Here is a 13,855-nt window from a genome sequence, read left to right as displayed (position 1 = left end):
TCGAGCGGCGTTTTCTACCAGATGGTGCGGGCGTCAGATACGGACGGCTCCGGGAGATCAGGCCGGGCTGCGGCGGGCGGGCATCGCCGACATGCCGTCGATCGCCGTCAGGATCCCGGCATAGAGCAGCCGCGCCACCCGGGCGGAGGTCAGGATCACGTCGATCTCCTCGGGGTCGTCCAGTGGCGGCAGGGCGTTCGCCAGGGTCCGGACATAGCCTTCCTTCGTGTCGGCCCGGTTGCGCAGCAGGCGCACCGCCTTGCGGATGCCGGGAATCCGCGCCGACCGGACCAGCCCGTCGGCCACCGGGCCGGCGCAGACCGAGGCGAGGTATTCGAGCACATAGGCGTTGCCGAGATAGCCGGACGGATGGTCGCCATGGCCGAGGAAGTTGATCCAGGCGATGTAGGCCCGGGTGGCCGGCGCCGGGACCGAGGTGATCACATCCGCCCGGCTGAAGCCCAGCGCCTCGAGATCGTCCAGCGCCAGGAAGTCCAGCCCGGTCACCTCGCCCGCCTTTTCCTGCAGCAGCAGCGCGAGCGGCAGGTGGCGGCCGATTTCCAGCATCCGCTCCGCCGCCAGCGCCAGGGTCGACTGGGTGGCGTGCAGGTAGTGATAGGCCTCGCGCAGATAGTTCGCATAGGTCGCGATCCCGGCCGAACCGTCCATCAGGCTGGACGCGCTGCGGGTCCGCCGGACCGCGGCGACCAGGGTCATGGCCTCGACATGCAAAGTCTCGAGAAACGCCGCGCCCATCCGCGTCTCCACCATTTACGGTATATGTGAAAATCCTACATGCTATTTTTCAGAGAAGGCAATCGCGATTCGAACAGGCGTGGGTTGCCGCCGGCCCGAGGCCTGCTCGGGCGGCGTGCAATCTTCCGTCGCTCCGCAACCGATCTCCACCACGGAATGCGGTCCTCCGCAACTCGCGCTCGGCCGCCCTGACGCCGCTGCGCTTGCCCCCGGGCCCCCGCGACGATACCAATGCCGCCCATCAGCGCCCTGCGCTTTACCTATCTTCCGGAGTCACGTCCATGGAGCTGCACGATCTGTACCGCGGGCTTGGGCTCGATCCCGACGCCCTGACCGGCGGCACCCTGCTGGTCCGGTCGCCGGTCGACGGCACCGAGATCGCCCGCCTGCCCGAGCACAGCGCCGCCGATGTCGCAGCCGCGATCGAGCGGTCGGCCAACGCCTTCCTCAACTGGCGCACCGTGCCGGCGCCCCGCCGCGGCGAGCTGATCCGCCTGCTGGGCGAGGAGTTGCGCACCCACAAGGCCGAGCTGGGCCGGCTGGTCTCGATCGAGGCCGGCAAGATCCTCCAGGAGGGCCTCGGCGAGGTCCAGGAGATGATCGACATCTGCGACTTCGCGGTCGGCCTCTCCCGCCAGTTGTACGGCCTGACCATCGCGTCCGAGCGCCCCGGCCACCGCATGGCCGAGACCTGGCATCCGCTGGGCCCGGTCGGCGTGATCTCGGCCTTCAACTTCCCGGTCGCGGTGTGGTCGTGGAACGCGGCGCTGGCGCTGGTCTGTGGCGACCCGGTGATCTGGAAGCCGTCGGAGAAGACGCCGGTGACGGCGCTGGCCACCATGGCGATCTTCCGCAAGGCGGCGGAGCGCTTCGGCGGCGTGCCGGACGGCCTGGCCGAGATCCTGATCGGCGGCCGCGAGGTCGGCGAGGCCCTGGTCGACAGCCCGAAGGTGGCGCTGGTCTCGGCCACCGGGTCGACCCGGATGGGCCGCGAGGTCGGTCCGCGGGTGGCCAGGCGCATGGGCCGGTCGCTGCTCGAACTCGGCGGCAACAACGCCATGATCGTCTGCCCGTCGGCCGATCTCGACATGGCGGTGCGCGCCATCCTGTTCGGCGCCGTCGGCACCGCCGGCCAGCGCTGCACCAGCCTGCGCCGCCTGTTCGTGCATGACAGCGTCTACGACAAGCTGCTGCCCGCGCTGAAGCAGGCCTACGGCGCCGTTCGCATTGGCAGCCCGCTGGAGACCGGCACGCTGGTCGGGCCGCTGATCGATCAGGCCTCGTTCGACGGCATGCAGAAGGCCCTCGCCGCGGCGCGCGACCAGGGCGGCACCATCACCGGCGGCGAGCAGGTCACGGCGGGTGTGCCGGCCAACGGCTTCTACGTCCGCCCGGCGATCGCCGAGATGCCGAAGCAGAGCGAGATCGTCGCGCACGAGACCTTCGCGCCCATCCTCTACGTCCTGAAGTACCGGGATTTCGGCCAGGCGCTGATGCTGCACAACGAGGTGCCGCAGGGTCTGTCCTCCTGCATCTTCACCACCGACATCCGCGAGGCCGAGACCTTCCTGTCGGCCGCGGGCAGCGATTGCGGCATCGCCAATGTCAACATCGGCACCTCGGGCGCCGAGATCGGCGGCGCCTTCGGCGGCGAGAAGGAGACCGGCGGCGGCCGCGAAAGCGGGTCGGACGCCTGGAAGGCCTATATGCGCCGGCAGACCGCGACGGTGAACTACAGCCGCGAGCTGCCGCTGGCCCAGGGCATCGTGTTCGACCTCGGTTGATCGGACAAAAGCAGGCGGCCGGCGGGTTCCTTGACGGGCCTCCGGCCGCCTGCGCTAATTGGGACCAGACGCCCGGCGGAACCTGCTGGGGGCTACAAATATGGGGGGTTACATCGTGCACATCAGTCGTTTTGCGCTCGCAGCGGGGGCTGCGCTGACGCTTCTGTCCTCGGTGACCTTTGCTGCGGACAAGGTGACCGTGGCCGTGACCCAGATCGTCGAGCACCCGGCCCTGGATGCCGCCCGAGACGGCATCAAGAAGGCGCTGGAGGAGGCCGGCTACAAGGACGGCGACAACCTCGTCTTCCTGTCCGAATCGGCCCAGGGCAACCCGGCCACCGCCGCCCAGATCGCCCAGAAATACGTCGGTGAGAACCCGACCGTGATCGTGCCGATCGCCACCCCCTCGGCCCAGGCCGTGGTCGCCGCGACCCAGGACATCCCGGTGGTGTTCACCGCCGTGACCGACCCGCTGGGCGCCCAGCTGATCAAGAACCTCGAGCATCCCGGCGGCAACGTCACCGGCATCTCCGACCTGTCGCCGCTGGCCGACCACCTGAACCTGATCAAGGAGATCGTGCCGACCGTCAAGAAGATCGGCGTGCCCTTCAATCCGGGCGAGGCCAATGGCGCGGCCCTGCTGGCGGCGCTGCAGGAAATGGCGCCGGAGTGGAAGGTCGAGATCGTCGAGGCCCCGGCCTCGAAGTCGGCCGACGTCCAGGCCGCGGCGCAGAGCCTGGTCGGCAAGGTCGACGTGATCTACGTGCCCACCGACAACACCATCGTCTCGGCCCTCGAGGCGGTGATCCAGGTCGGCATCGACAACAAGATCCCGGTGTTCTCCGGCGACACCGACAGTGTCGTGCGCGGCGCCATCGCCTCGGTCGGCTTCGACTATTTCGAGATCGGCCGCCAGACCGGCGCGGTCATCGTCCGGGTGCTGAAGGGCGAGAAGCCGGGCGACATCGCGGTCAAGAACGCCACCGGCACCGACCTGTTCGTCAACACCAAATCGGCGGCGGCGATGGGCGTCACGGTCCCGGCGGCGGTGCTGAGCCGCGCCAAGAAGGTGATCAACTAAGCGTCCCGAGCCCCTCTCCCGCCGCGAGGTCTTCTCGCGATCCTCTCCGTGTCCTCGGTTGTCATTCCCGCGAAAGCGGGAATCTCTTGCCGATCGTTCGGTGACAAGATCCCCGCTTTCGCGGGGATGACGAGGAGAGCCCTCATTTCGGGAGAGGGATATCTATTGGGGCCCTTTCGTTTCCGCGGCCCTGCCCGGCCGTTCCGCAGGATGTATTGATGAGTCTGTTCGCCTTCCTCGGCGCGATCGAGATCGGGCTGATCTATGCCCTCGTCGCCCTCGGCGTGTTCCTGTCCTTCCGGGTGCTGAACTTCCCAGACTTGACCGTCGACGGCAGCTTCCCGCTCGGCGCCGCCACCTCCGCCACCCTGATCGTCGCCGGGGTCGATCCGGTGCTCGCCACCCTGGTCGGGGTCGCCGCCGGCGCCGTCGCCGGGCTGGTCACCGCCTGGCTCAACGTCCGCTTCGGCATCCTGCACCTGCTCGCCAGCATCCTGACGATGATCTCGCTGTTCTCGATCAACCTGCGGATCATGGGCAAGCCGAACGTTGCGCTGATCAACCAGGACACGGTGATCAACCTGTTCAGCTGGCTGACGCCCACCCTGGAAAGCCTCGGCCTGCCCGGCAGGGCGTCGCTGAAGGTGGTGGTGCTGGCCGTCATCGTGCTGATCGTCACCCTCCTCCTCGGCCGCTTCCTGACCTCGGAGTTCGGGCTGGCCATGCGGGCCACCGGCGCCAATTCGCGGATGGCGCGGGCGCAGGGCATTTCGACCAAGCTGCACATCTATGTCGGCATGGCGCTGTCGAACGCGCTGGTGGCCCTGGCCGGCGCCCTGTTCGCCCAGACCGCCGGCTTCGCCGACGTCACCGTCGGCACCGGCACCATCGTGGTCGGCCTGGCCGCCGTGATCCTCGGTGAGACCATGATCCGCACCCGCCGGATCGTGGTGATGCTGGCCGCCTGCGTGCTGGGCGCCGTGATCTACCGCATCGTCATCGCCCTGGCGCTGAACACCAGCTGGCTCGGGTTGCAATCCTCCGACCTCAACCTGGTGACCGCGCTGCTGGTCGGCATCGCCCTGATGCTGCCCGGCATGCGCAACCCGTTGAAGTCCCTGTTCCGGCGGAGCGCCTGAGATGATCGCGGTTCAGGACGTCCACGTCACCTACGGCCGGGGCACGCCGCTGGAGAACCGGGCCCTGCGCGGCCTCGACCTGACCATCCCGGTCGGCGAGTTCGTCACCGTCATCGGCTCGAACGGCGCCGGCAAATCGACCCTCCTGAACGTGCTGAGCGGCGACGCCAGCCCCGAGCGCGGCCGGGTCGAGATCGACGGCATCGACGTCACCCGCTGGCCGTGCCCGAAGCGCGCCGGCCTGGTCGCCCGGGTGTTCCAGGACCCGATGGCCGGCACCTGCGAGGCGCTGTCGATCGAGGAGAACATGGCGCTGGCCTATGCCCGCGGCCGGTCGCGCGGCCTCGCCCCCTCGATCGACGCCCCCCGGCGCGGCGTGTTCCGCGAGAAGCTGGCGGTGCTGGGCCTGGGGCTGGAGAACCGGCTGGGCGATTCCATGGGCCTCTTGTCCGGCGGCCAGCGCCAGGCGGTCAGCCTGCTGATGGCGACGCTGACCGGCATGAAGATCCTGCTGCTGGACGAGCACACCGCGGCGCTGGACCCGCGCACCGCGGATTTCGTGCTGCAGCTGACCCGCAAGATCGTCGAGGACCAGAAGCTGACGGCGCTGATGGTGACGCATTCGATGCGCCACGCGCTGGACTACGGCACCCGCACGGTGATGCTGCATGAAGGCCAGGTGGCGTTCGACGTCGCCGGCGACCAGCGCCGCGGCCTGGAGGTGCCCGACCTCCTGAAGCTGTTCAGCAAGGTCCGCGGCGGGCAGCTGGACGACGACAGCCTGCTGCTGGGGTGACACGGTCTGCCGGTGCGTAGGTCGGGTTCGGCCGCCGGCGAACCCAACCTGCTCGGAAGACGCCCTAGAGCCCTGTCAGGCGGAGCGCGCGCAGGTCGTGTTCGACGATGGCGGGGATCGCCCTCTGGAGCTCGTCCAGGTCCTCCACGCCGCGCAGCATCCGGCCCGCCAGCCGGTCGAAGCGGCCGGCCGCGATCGCGGTGATCAACGTCGCGGCACGGGTCGGCGGGATGTCGATGCCCTTGTCGAAGAGCTCCGCGATGTTCGGCAGGTGGGCCTTGCCGCTCGCACTCTCGAGCTGGAATTCGGTCATGGCAGTGCGCACGAGGCCGGGATCGACGGCGAAGGCGAGCGGGCCGGCCGCCTTCAGCGTGTCGTTCAGGCATTCCGTGAACCGCATGATCGCGGCCTTGCTCGACGCGTAGCCCGAGCCGTTCGGGAACGACACGCCGGTGCCGCCGCCGACCAGGTTGACGATCCGGCCCCGGCCGCGGCGGATCATGCCCGGCGCGACGGCGCGGGCGGTGTGGAAGGTGCCGCGCAGATTGGTCTCGACATCGCCCCACCATTCGCCCGGATCCACCTCCCAGACCGGGCCGATGGCGCGGAACGAGCCGTGGTTGTTGACCAGCAGGTCGACCGGGCCGAGGTCGGTCCCGATCGCCGAAAACACCGTCTCGACCGCGGCGAGGTCGACCAGGTCGACCGGGTAGGCGCGGGCCACGCCGCCCGCCCCCGCGATCAGCCCCGCGGTCTCCTCGATCTCCGCTTCCGTGCGTGCGAGGACGGCGAGTTTCGCCCCGGCCCGGGCCAGGTGGAGCGCCGTCTCGCGCCCGATCCCCCGTCCCGCTCCCGTAACCACCGCGACCTGATGCTGAAGGCTCATCTGCGTTCCCCGAGAACGGCCCGTGATGTGCAAGTCGACCCCGGATCGCGGCGACCGTCAACCCGCCTGCGACCGCACGACCGGACGATGATCCCAACGAACCAAGTGAAGTGAAGCGGAGCGGCAGATCATGGGATTTTATGTCTGGCCATGCTGCAGCGCAGCAGGCTACCCTGAAACCGCAGTAATTGCCCTTGAGGTGAGATCCGGAAGCGAGGAAAGGGGACTGTCGGAATGACATCCATCGCGGTTGAACAAGACGGAATTAAGCGAAAAGTCAGTGCAACCTTCTTTCGCGGCGAGACGACGAATTTCTATCCCAGCGACAAGTCGCTGAAACGCAACACCAGCATTGCCGAATACCTGGCCAAGGGCTGGATGCCGCAGGAGCGGTTCGTGACCGAGGGCACGCGGATCGTGGCGTTCGGGTCGTGCTTCGCCGACAACATCAGCAAGTACCTGGACAAGGCCGGCTTCAACGTGCTGACCCGGCGCGACGACGTGGCCTATGTCTCGAAGATGGGCGACGGCATGGTGAACACCTTCGCCATCCGCCAGCAGTTCGAATGGGCCTGGCTCGGCGCGACCCCGCAGGGCGAACTGTGGCACGGCTACGACGCCGCGGAATTCGGCTATGACGAGACGGTCCGGCTGCGGACCAAGGCGCTGTTCGATGCGGCGGAGCTGTTCATCATCACCCTCGGCCTGTCCGAGGTGTGGTACGACGAACCGACCGGCGAGGTGTTCTGGCGCGCGGTGCCGAAGGACAAGTACGATCCGGCGCGGCACCGGTTCCGGGTCTCGACCCATGCCGAGAACCTCGCGAATCTGCAGGCGATCTACGACCTGATCCGGCGCTTCCGCCCGGACGCGGCGGTGCTGTTCACGGTCTCGCCGATCCCGCTGACCGCGACGTTCCGGCCCCATAGCTGCATCTCGGCCAACGCCGTGTCCAAGGCGATCCTGCGGGCGGCGGTCGACGAGTTCCACCGCCGCAACGCGCCCGGCGACGACAGGCTGTTCTACTTCCCCAGCTACGACATCGTCATGCACTGCTTCAACCACCAGTGGCGGGACGACCGGCGGCACGTCTACAGCCATGTGCTGGACTTCAACATGAAGGTGTTCGAGCGCTATTACTGCCAGACCGCCCTGGGCGACGAGGAGCTGGCGGAGTCGTTCCGCGCCGCCCGGCGCCTCGACGAGCGGATCGGCCGGCTCGGGCATGATTCGGTCGTGGTGCGGACAGCCGAGACGCCGGAGGAGCGCAAGGCGGCGCGGCTTGCCCGGCGGGAGCTGGAGCGCGAACAGATCCGCGAGGCGCGGCGGCAGGAGCGGCGGGAGGCGCGCCGGATGGCGGAGACAGCGAGAATCCGTGCCGCGGACCGGATACCGTCGCGACCATCGGCGTCGTTCAGCGAACTTCGGACCTGATCGGACCTGCCCCGGAGGCCGGGCTCCCTCCTCCACGGGGCTGGGCCGGCCCGGTGTCCGCGGCGGCCGGATCGAAGGCCGGTTGCCAAGCGGTGCCTGACGCCCTACGGAGGATGCCTCGAACCGATGGCAATTTGGGCGGAGGATCTCATGAGCATCTCGAACCTGGTGGACCGGATTGCGGCCGACAACGATCTGTCGCGGGTGCAGGCAAAACGGATCGTCGAGAGCGTCTTCAGCGGCGTCCTCGACGCCGCGGCGAAGGGGGATGAGGTTTCGGTCTCCGGCTTCGGCAAGTTCAAGGTGAAGGACACCGCCGAACGCGAAGGCCGCAACCCGGCGACCGGCGAGACGATCACGATCGCCGCGGCCCGGAAGCTCGTCTTCGTTCCGGCCAAGGCCGCTCGTGAAAAGCTCAACGGCTGAGGACTGACCGGCAGGCAGGCGGGCATGCTGCGTCCGCCTGCCGGTTCACCGGGCGCTACCTGCCGGCGACCGGCGCCGCGGCCTGGAGGTGCCCGACCTCCTGAAGCTGTTCAGCAAGGTTCGCGGCCGGCAGCTGGACGACGACAGCTGGGGTGACCATGCGCCAGACGATCGAGGAGGTGTGCCGCGAACTGGGTCTCGCGCAACCGGGTCGGATCGGTGACATGCTGCCCTCGGAGCAGATGAAGCAGCTCCTCCGGGACAACCCGGAGGGCGTGCATCTCTGGGTCACGAATGTCTTCCAGGAGGTCATCGAGCGCATCCCGCCCAGGCGGTGCTTTCACTTCTGGAAATCCGAGGTCCAGCAACGCCTGATGGAAGACGGCGGGTTCGCAAACGATATGTGGCCCGGACGCTACGCGTATCTCGCCCAGCAATGGAAATCGCCGTTCGGAGAACCGCTCGTCCAGTTGATGCAGTGTGATTAGCCTTCAGACCGAAACCATGGCCTCGATTTCGGCGCCCGGCAGGCCGACGGCTTCAGCGGCGGCGAGGATGTCGCCCCAGGTCGCGTCGTCGATCGGGATCCCCTCGGCCCGGCGGCGCCGACGGGTTGCGGCCTCGACCTCCCCCGGCAGCAGCACCGGCGCCGCTGGATCGGCCGGCGGCGATGCCTTCACCCAGCCGCAGAAACGCAGGATCTCCGCCGTATAGGCCGCGCGGTCGGGCAGGCGCGCCACGTCGATGGCGATGCTGGTCATGGTGTTCTCCAGCACCGTGACGCCGGGGGCGGTGCAGCCGCCGCCCGACAGCGCACCGGAGAGGATGTCGGTCAGGATGTTGAGGCCGGCGCCACGATGACCGCCGAAGGGCAGGATCGCGCCGCCGGCGTAGAAATCGGCGGGATCGGTGGTCGGCTGCCCGGCCTGGTCGACGATGATGCCCGGCGCGACCGCCTCGCCCTTGTTCTTCGCCACCAGCAGCTTGCCCTCGGCGGTCATGGCGGTGGTGATGTCGAGCAGGATCGGGTCGCGGCCCTCCACCGGCACGCAGATCGCCATCGGGCTGGGCGACAGTCGCCGGTCGGTGCCGCCGAACGGCGTCACCATCAGCCCGAGGCCGGTGGTGTTCAGGAAATGCAGCGAGACCAGGCCGTGGCCCGCCAGCCGCTCCGCCCACTCCCCCAGCCGGCCGAGATGGCCGGACCGGCGGATGGTGGCCAGGGCGATGCCATGCGCCTTGGCACGCTCGGCCAGCAGATCGATCGCCTGCTCGCCGATGGTCTGGCCGAAGCCGAACTGCCCGTCGATCGCCAGCAGGCTGCCCCCGTCGAACACCAGCTCGGCGGTGCGGCCGGTGTGGACCTTGCCGGCGCGCAGGAAATCGATGTAGCGCCGGGTGCGCACCACGCCGTGGGAATCATGGCCGCAGAGGTTGCTGTCGACCAGGTGGCGGGCGATGCGGCCGGCCTCGTCGGCGGCGCAGCCCCCGGCCGCGAAGATCCGGTCGACGATGGCGGTCAAAGCCCCGGCGCCGATCTGCCGCATGACGTCCTCCCCCTCGCTGTTGCGCTGCCTTTGACGGGCAGTATAGCGTTTCGCCGGGACGATGACGCCGCCGCCGAAAGAAGGACGCGCACCATGATCGACGATCCGCCGCTGCTGACGATCCGGCGCCGCTTCGCCCGGCCGGACCCGACCCTGGTCGATGCCCTGCGGGGCGTCCAGACCGGCTTCGTCGTCGACGGCATGGACGGCTCCGGCGCGCTGCATCACCGGATCAAGCCGATCGACCCTGCCCTGGCCGGGTTCGTCGGGGTCGCGGTGACCTGCGATTGCGGCCCCGCCGACAATCTCGCGCTGTTCGCGGCGCTCGACATCGCCGGGCCGGGGGACGTCCTGGTCTGCGCCACCAACGCCTATGAAGGCACCGCGGTGGTCGGCGACCTGATGGCCGGCATGGCCCGCAACAAAGGCGTCGTGGCGCTGGTCACCGACGGGCTGGTGCGGGACCAGATCGGGCTGCGCCAGGTCGGGTTGCCGGTGTTCGCGGCCGGCGTCACCCCGAATTCGCCGGCGCGGCAAGGGCCGGGCGCGGCCGGGCTGCCGATCATGGTCGGCGGCGTGTCGGTCGCGTCAGGCGACGTCCTGGTCGGCGATCTCGACGGGGTGGTGGTGATCCCGCGCGAGCGCCTGGCCGCGGTGGTCGAGCGACTGGTCGTGATCCGCGAGAAGGAAGCGGCGCTGGATGCCGCCGTCCGCGGCGGCCTGACCATGTCGGATTTCGCCCGGCGCATCCTGGACTCCGACCGCGTCCGCTCGGTCGACTGAGCTGGCCGGGACCTCGGTTCGGGCGCCGGCAGCAGCCGCTACTTGCTGCGGGCGCCCAGCGGCCGGCCCGAGAGCAGGCGGCGCACCATCGGCATGACCAGCATGATGGCCAGCCCCAGCGCCACCCAGCGCACCCAGAGGTCACGCGGATCCGTCATCAGGTTGATGACCAGCAGCAGCGCGAGCAGCATCACGCCGCCGATCAGCCGGCGCCGGAAATGCCCGAACAGCGATCCGTCATCCGCCACCACCGGCGCGACCTGCGGCGTCACCGTCTCCACCCGGTGCGCATCCGCCCCGACCCGCAGCGCGTAGACCCGCACCGGCTCGGCGATGTTCTTCATCGGCCGGGGACCCAGGTCGGCGAACCCGGACTCGATCCGGCCGCGCACCTGGTCATGGACCGCGCCGGACAGACAGATGCCGCCGGGCAGCGCCACCTCCTGCAGCCGCGCCGCGACATTGACCCCGTCGCCAAGCAGGTCGGCGCCGCTGACCACGACGTCGCCGAGATTGACGCCGATGCGCAGCCGCATCCGCTGGCCCTCGGGCTGGTCCGCGGCCCAGACGCCGAGGCGGTCTTGCGCCGCGATCGCCGCCTGCACCGCGCCCAGCGCGCTGGGGAATTCGGCCAGCAGGCCGTCGCCCGCCAGGTTGAAGACGCGGCCGCCCTGCGCCGCGATTGCCGTCTGCAGGATGGCGCGGGCCTGGTCCAGCCGCGCCAGCGTGCCGGTTTCGTCCTGCCCAACCAGTCGGGAATAGCCGACCACATCGGCACAGAAAATGGCGGTCAGGCGGCGTTCCGGCGGGGGCATCGTCGACCTCGAAGCGATTCCAGGGCGGGATCATACGTCACCGGCGCCGAGATCGCGAGCCCAGCCAGAACATCCAGTGAACACAGTCCTATGTCGCAGCCAGCGTGACGGCCGTAACCTCTTTTCGGAATCGTGGACACGCTTCGGTAGGCTCGGCTCGGGAGACTGCCGATGCCGTGCCGACGTCACGGCGACCGATATCGCCCTGCGAAAGGAAGCGCCGTGTTCGACGACCTCGCCGCCCCCGCACCTGCCGATCGACCGGCGCCGACCACCTCGCCGAAGCCCCGCTACGACTTCATCGTCTGCGGGTCAGGCTCGTCCGGATCGGTGGTGGCGCGCCGGCTGGCCGAGAATCCCGCAGCCAGCGTCCTGCTGCTGGAGGCCGGCGGCAGCGACGACGTGCCCAGCGTCATGGACGCCCGGTCCTGGCCGCTGCTGCGCCACAGCGAGCAGAACTGGCTGTTCCGGGCCACGCCCAACCCGCAGCTGAACGGGCGATCGATCCCGATGGCCATGGGCAAGGTCCTGGGCGGCGGCTCCAGCATCAATGTCATGACCTGGGCGCGCGGCCACCGGCACGACTGGGACCATTTCGCCGCCGAGGCCGGCGATGACGGCTGGAACTACCGGTCGGCTCTCCAGATCTACCGGCGCATCGAGGATTGGCACGGTGCGCCCGACCCCGACCGCCGCGGCACCGGCGGCCCGCTCTTCGTCCAGCCGGCGCCCGATCCCCACCCGCTCGCCGGCGCCATGCTCGAGGCCTTCGCGGCGGCCGGCGTGCCGACGGTCGCCGACCTGAACGGCGTGATGATGGAAGGGGATGGCGGTGCCGCCATCAGCAATGTCTGCATCCGCGATGGACGACGCCAATCGGTCTACCGGGCCTATGTCCATCCCTATCTGGACCGCCCCAACCTGACGGTGCTGACCGGCGCGCTGGTCACCCGCCTGACCTTCGCCGGCCGCGCCGTGACCGGCGTGGAGGTGCTGCGCGAGGACGGGCTGCACCGCATCGAGGCCACGCGCGAGGTCGTGCTGTCGCTGGGCGCGATCCACACCCCGAAGCTGCTGATGCAGTCGGGGATCGGCGACGAGGCGGAGCTGGCACGGTTCGGCATTCCCGTCCTCCAGCACCTGCCCGGCGTCGGCCGCAACCTGCAGGACCATTTCATGGCGCCCTGCGTCTGGGAGGCGCGGGAGCCGGTCGAAGGCCGCAACAACCTGGGCGAGGCCACCGCGATCTGGAAGAGCGATGCGGCCCTCCACACGCCGGACCTGTAGACCTTCATGGTCGAGCGACCCTATGCCAGCCCAGACGTTGCGCCGGACGGGCTGCCGCCGCACGCCTGGTCGCTGACCACGGCGGTGCTGCGCCCCGCCAGCCGTGGCCGGCTGCGGCTGACCGGGGCCGATCCGCGCGACCCGATCGAGATCGACGTGAACTTCCTTGGCGATCCGGCCGACCGCAGGACGCTCAAGACCTGTGTCGAGTTCTGCCGGGACATCGGCAATTCGGCGGCGCTGCGGCCCTTCGCCAAGCGCGAGCTGCTGCCGGGCCCGGTCGATGGCGCCGGCCTCGAGCAATTCATGCGCAACGCCACGGTCAGCCACTCGCACCAGAGCTGCACGGCGGCGATGGGCCGTGACACCCTGTCGGTGGTGGACCACCGGCTCCGGGTCTACGGCATCGACCGGCTGCGCATCGCCGACGCGTCGATCCTGCCGCGGGTGACCACCGGCAACGCCATGGCCCCCTGCGTCGTCATCGGCGAGCGCGTCGCGGAGATGCTGAAGATCGACCACGGCCTGTGAGCCGGGCAGCCATCTCCGTCATTCTGTAGTCTTCTTTCCAGAAATCGTTGACGGTCCGATCCAGACCTGACAGTTATTTCTGTATCGAAGATTAAAGAATACGGACGGACGATGGACATCGAGGCGGAGATCCGCAGCGTCGCGACGCGCACCGGCATGGTGGCGATCCCTGCTGAGCTGCAGGCGGATGTTGACCAGTTCCACTACGCGCCGGCGCGCCGGGCGGGCGACACCGTCCATCTATCGGGCGTGGTGGCCTGCAACACGCAGTTGCAGCCGATGGACAAGGCGGGGTTCCAGGAGGAACTGCGCCGGGTGTTCCGGCAGATCGAGCGCCTGCTGGCCGCCTGTGACGCCACGTTGGCGGATGTGGTCGAGCTGCAGATGCTCCATGTCTTCGGCAGCGACCGGCTGGCGCTGGACAAGGCCGGGCAGCTGGCGGCGATCGCGGCGGTGCGGGACGAGTTCTTTGCCGCGCCCTACCCGGCCGCCGTGGAGCTGGCGGTCGCCGAGCTGAACCCCGAGGGCGGGCTGGTCGAGATCAAGGCCACAGCCTTCGCGCCGCTGTAGCCGCTGGGCGGCCGGTAACG

15 protein-coding genes are annotated in these 13,855 nt (G+C 69.3%); 11 read left to right on the top strand and 4 right to left on the bottom strand.

Features of this window, described 5'->3' with window-relative positions:
* Nucleotides 1-57: 57 nt before the first annotated feature.
* The gene (locus tag AB4112_RS04610) at nt 58-756 is read right to left on the bottom strand and encodes a hypothetical protein (RefSeq protein ID WP_441717385.1); all 699 of its coding nucleotides are present in this window, start codon (nt 754-756) and stop codon (nt 58-60) included.
* Between the two features lie 281 nt (nt 757-1,037).
* Between AB4112_RS04610 and amaB the strand changes: the two genes are divergently transcribed.
* The 4 genes from amaB to AB4112_RS04590 all read left to right on the top strand — a co-directional run bounded on the left by amaB (nt 1,038) and on the right by AB4112_RS04590 (nt 5,556).
* The gene (amaB, locus tag AB4112_RS04605; protein WP_441717383.1) at nt 1,038-2,540 is read left to right on the top strand and encodes an L-piperidine-6-carboxylate dehydrogenase; all 1,503 of its coding nucleotides are present in this window, start codon (nt 1,038-1,040) and stop codon (nt 2,538-2,540) included.
* 205 nt (nt 2,541-2,745) lie between these two features.
* Nucleotides 2,746-3,621 (top strand): ABC transporter substrate-binding protein, encoded by an 876-nt coding sequence (locus tag AB4112_RS04600; RefSeq protein ID WP_441717381.1) that lies wholly within the window; start codon nt 2,746-2,748, stop codon nt 3,619-3,621.
* Nucleotides 3,622-3,839: 218 nt separating this feature from the next.
* A complete protein-coding gene (locus tag AB4112_RS04595) occupies nt 3,840-4,760 on the top strand; it encodes an ABC transporter permease (protein ID WP_441717379.1) in 921 nt (306 codons plus the stop codon).
* Between the two features lies 1 nt (nt 4,761).
* Nucleotides 4,762-5,556, top strand: coding sequence for an ABC transporter ATP-binding protein (locus tag AB4112_RS04590; protein ID WP_441717377.1), 795 nt, complete (start codon nt 4,762-4,764; stop codon nt 5,554-5,556).
* Between the two features lie 64 nt (nt 5,557-5,620).
* Here AB4112_RS04590 and AB4112_RS04585 read toward each other — a convergent pair whose 3' ends face one another.
* Nucleotides 5,621-6,442, bottom strand: coding sequence for an SDR family NAD(P)-dependent oxidoreductase (locus AB4112_RS04585; protein WP_441717375.1), 822 nt, complete (start codon nt 6,440-6,442; stop codon nt 5,621-5,623).
* A gap of 234 nt (nt 6,443-6,676) precedes the next feature.
* Here AB4112_RS04585 and AB4112_RS04580 point away from each other — a divergent pair, with 234 nt between their 5' ends.
* The 3 genes from AB4112_RS04580 to AB4112_RS04570 all read left to right on the top strand — a co-directional run bounded on the left by AB4112_RS04580 (nt 6,677) and on the right by AB4112_RS04570 (nt 8,790).
* Nucleotides 6,677-7,876 carry a GSCFA domain-containing protein gene (locus tag AB4112_RS04580; protein ID WP_309795782.1) on the top strand — a complete coding sequence of 400 codons (1,200 nt, stop codon included), beginning with the start codon at nt 6,677-6,679 and terminating at the stop codon, nt 7,874-7,876.
* A gap of 150 nt (nt 7,877-8,026) precedes the next feature.
* A complete protein-coding gene (locus AB4112_RS04575; RefSeq protein ID WP_441717373.1) occupies nt 8,027-8,302 on the top strand; it encodes an HU family DNA-binding protein in 276 nt (91 codons plus the stop codon).
* Between the two features lie 158 nt (nt 8,303-8,460).
* Nucleotides 8,461-8,790 (top strand): hypothetical protein, encoded by a 330-nt coding sequence (locus AB4112_RS04570; RefSeq protein ID WP_441717371.1) that lies wholly within the window; start codon nt 8,461-8,463, stop codon nt 8,788-8,790.
* A 3-nt stretch (nt 8,791-8,793) separates the two neighbouring features.
* On the opposite strand, the gene AB4112_RS04565 is transcribed toward AB4112_RS04570, so the two are convergent.
* A complete protein-coding gene (locus AB4112_RS04565) occupies nt 8,794-9,849 on the bottom strand; it encodes an Ldh family oxidoreductase (RefSeq protein ID WP_441717369.1) in 1,056 nt (351 codons plus the stop codon).
* A 93-nt stretch (nt 9,850-9,942) separates the two neighbouring features.
* Here AB4112_RS04565 and AB4112_RS04560 point away from each other — a divergent pair, with 93 nt between their 5' ends.
* The gene (locus AB4112_RS04560) at nt 9,943-10,632 is read left to right on the top strand and encodes an RraA family protein (RefSeq protein WP_441717367.1); all 690 of its coding nucleotides are present in this window, start codon (nt 9,943-9,945) and stop codon (nt 10,630-10,632) included.
* Between the two features lie 38 nt (nt 10,633-10,670).
* On the opposite strand, the gene AB4112_RS04555 is transcribed toward AB4112_RS04560, so the two are convergent.
* The gene (locus AB4112_RS04555) at nt 10,671-11,447 is read right to left on the bottom strand and encodes an adenylate/guanylate cyclase domain-containing protein (protein WP_441717365.1); all 777 of its coding nucleotides are present in this window, start codon (nt 11,445-11,447) and stop codon (nt 10,671-10,673) included.
* Between the two features lie 222 nt (nt 11,448-11,669).
* On the opposite strand from AB4112_RS04555, the gene AB4112_RS04550 reads away from it, so the two are divergent.
* From AB4112_RS04550 to AB4112_RS04540, 3 genes are all read left to right on the top strand, one after another.
* Nucleotides 11,670-12,734 (top strand): GMC family oxidoreductase, encoded by a 1,065-nt coding sequence (locus AB4112_RS04550; protein ID WP_441717363.1) that lies wholly within the window; start codon nt 11,670-11,672, stop codon nt 12,732-12,734.
* Between the two features lie 6 nt (nt 12,735-12,740).
* Nucleotides 12,741-13,265: a GMC oxidoreductase gene (locus AB4112_RS04545; RefSeq protein ID WP_441717361.1), complete on the top strand. Its 525-nt coding sequence runs from the start codon at nt 12,741-12,743 to the stop codon at nt 13,263-13,265.
* Nucleotides 13,266-13,376: 111 nt separating this feature from the next.
* Nucleotides 13,377-13,835 carry a Rid family hydrolase gene (locus tag AB4112_RS04540; RefSeq protein WP_441717360.1) on the top strand — a complete coding sequence of 153 codons (459 nt, stop codon included), beginning with the start codon at nt 13,377-13,379 and terminating at the stop codon, nt 13,833-13,835.
* The last annotated feature ends 20 nt before the right edge of the window (nt 13,836-13,855 follow it).

The organism is Inquilinus sp. 2KB_23 (assembly GCF_052115705.1).
Taxonomy (GTDB): domain Bacteria; phylum Pseudomonadota; class Alphaproteobacteria; order DSM-16000; family Inquilinaceae; genus Inquilinus; species Inquilinus ginsengisoli_A.
This window is presented reverse-complemented; position numbering and strand designations above follow the sequence as displayed.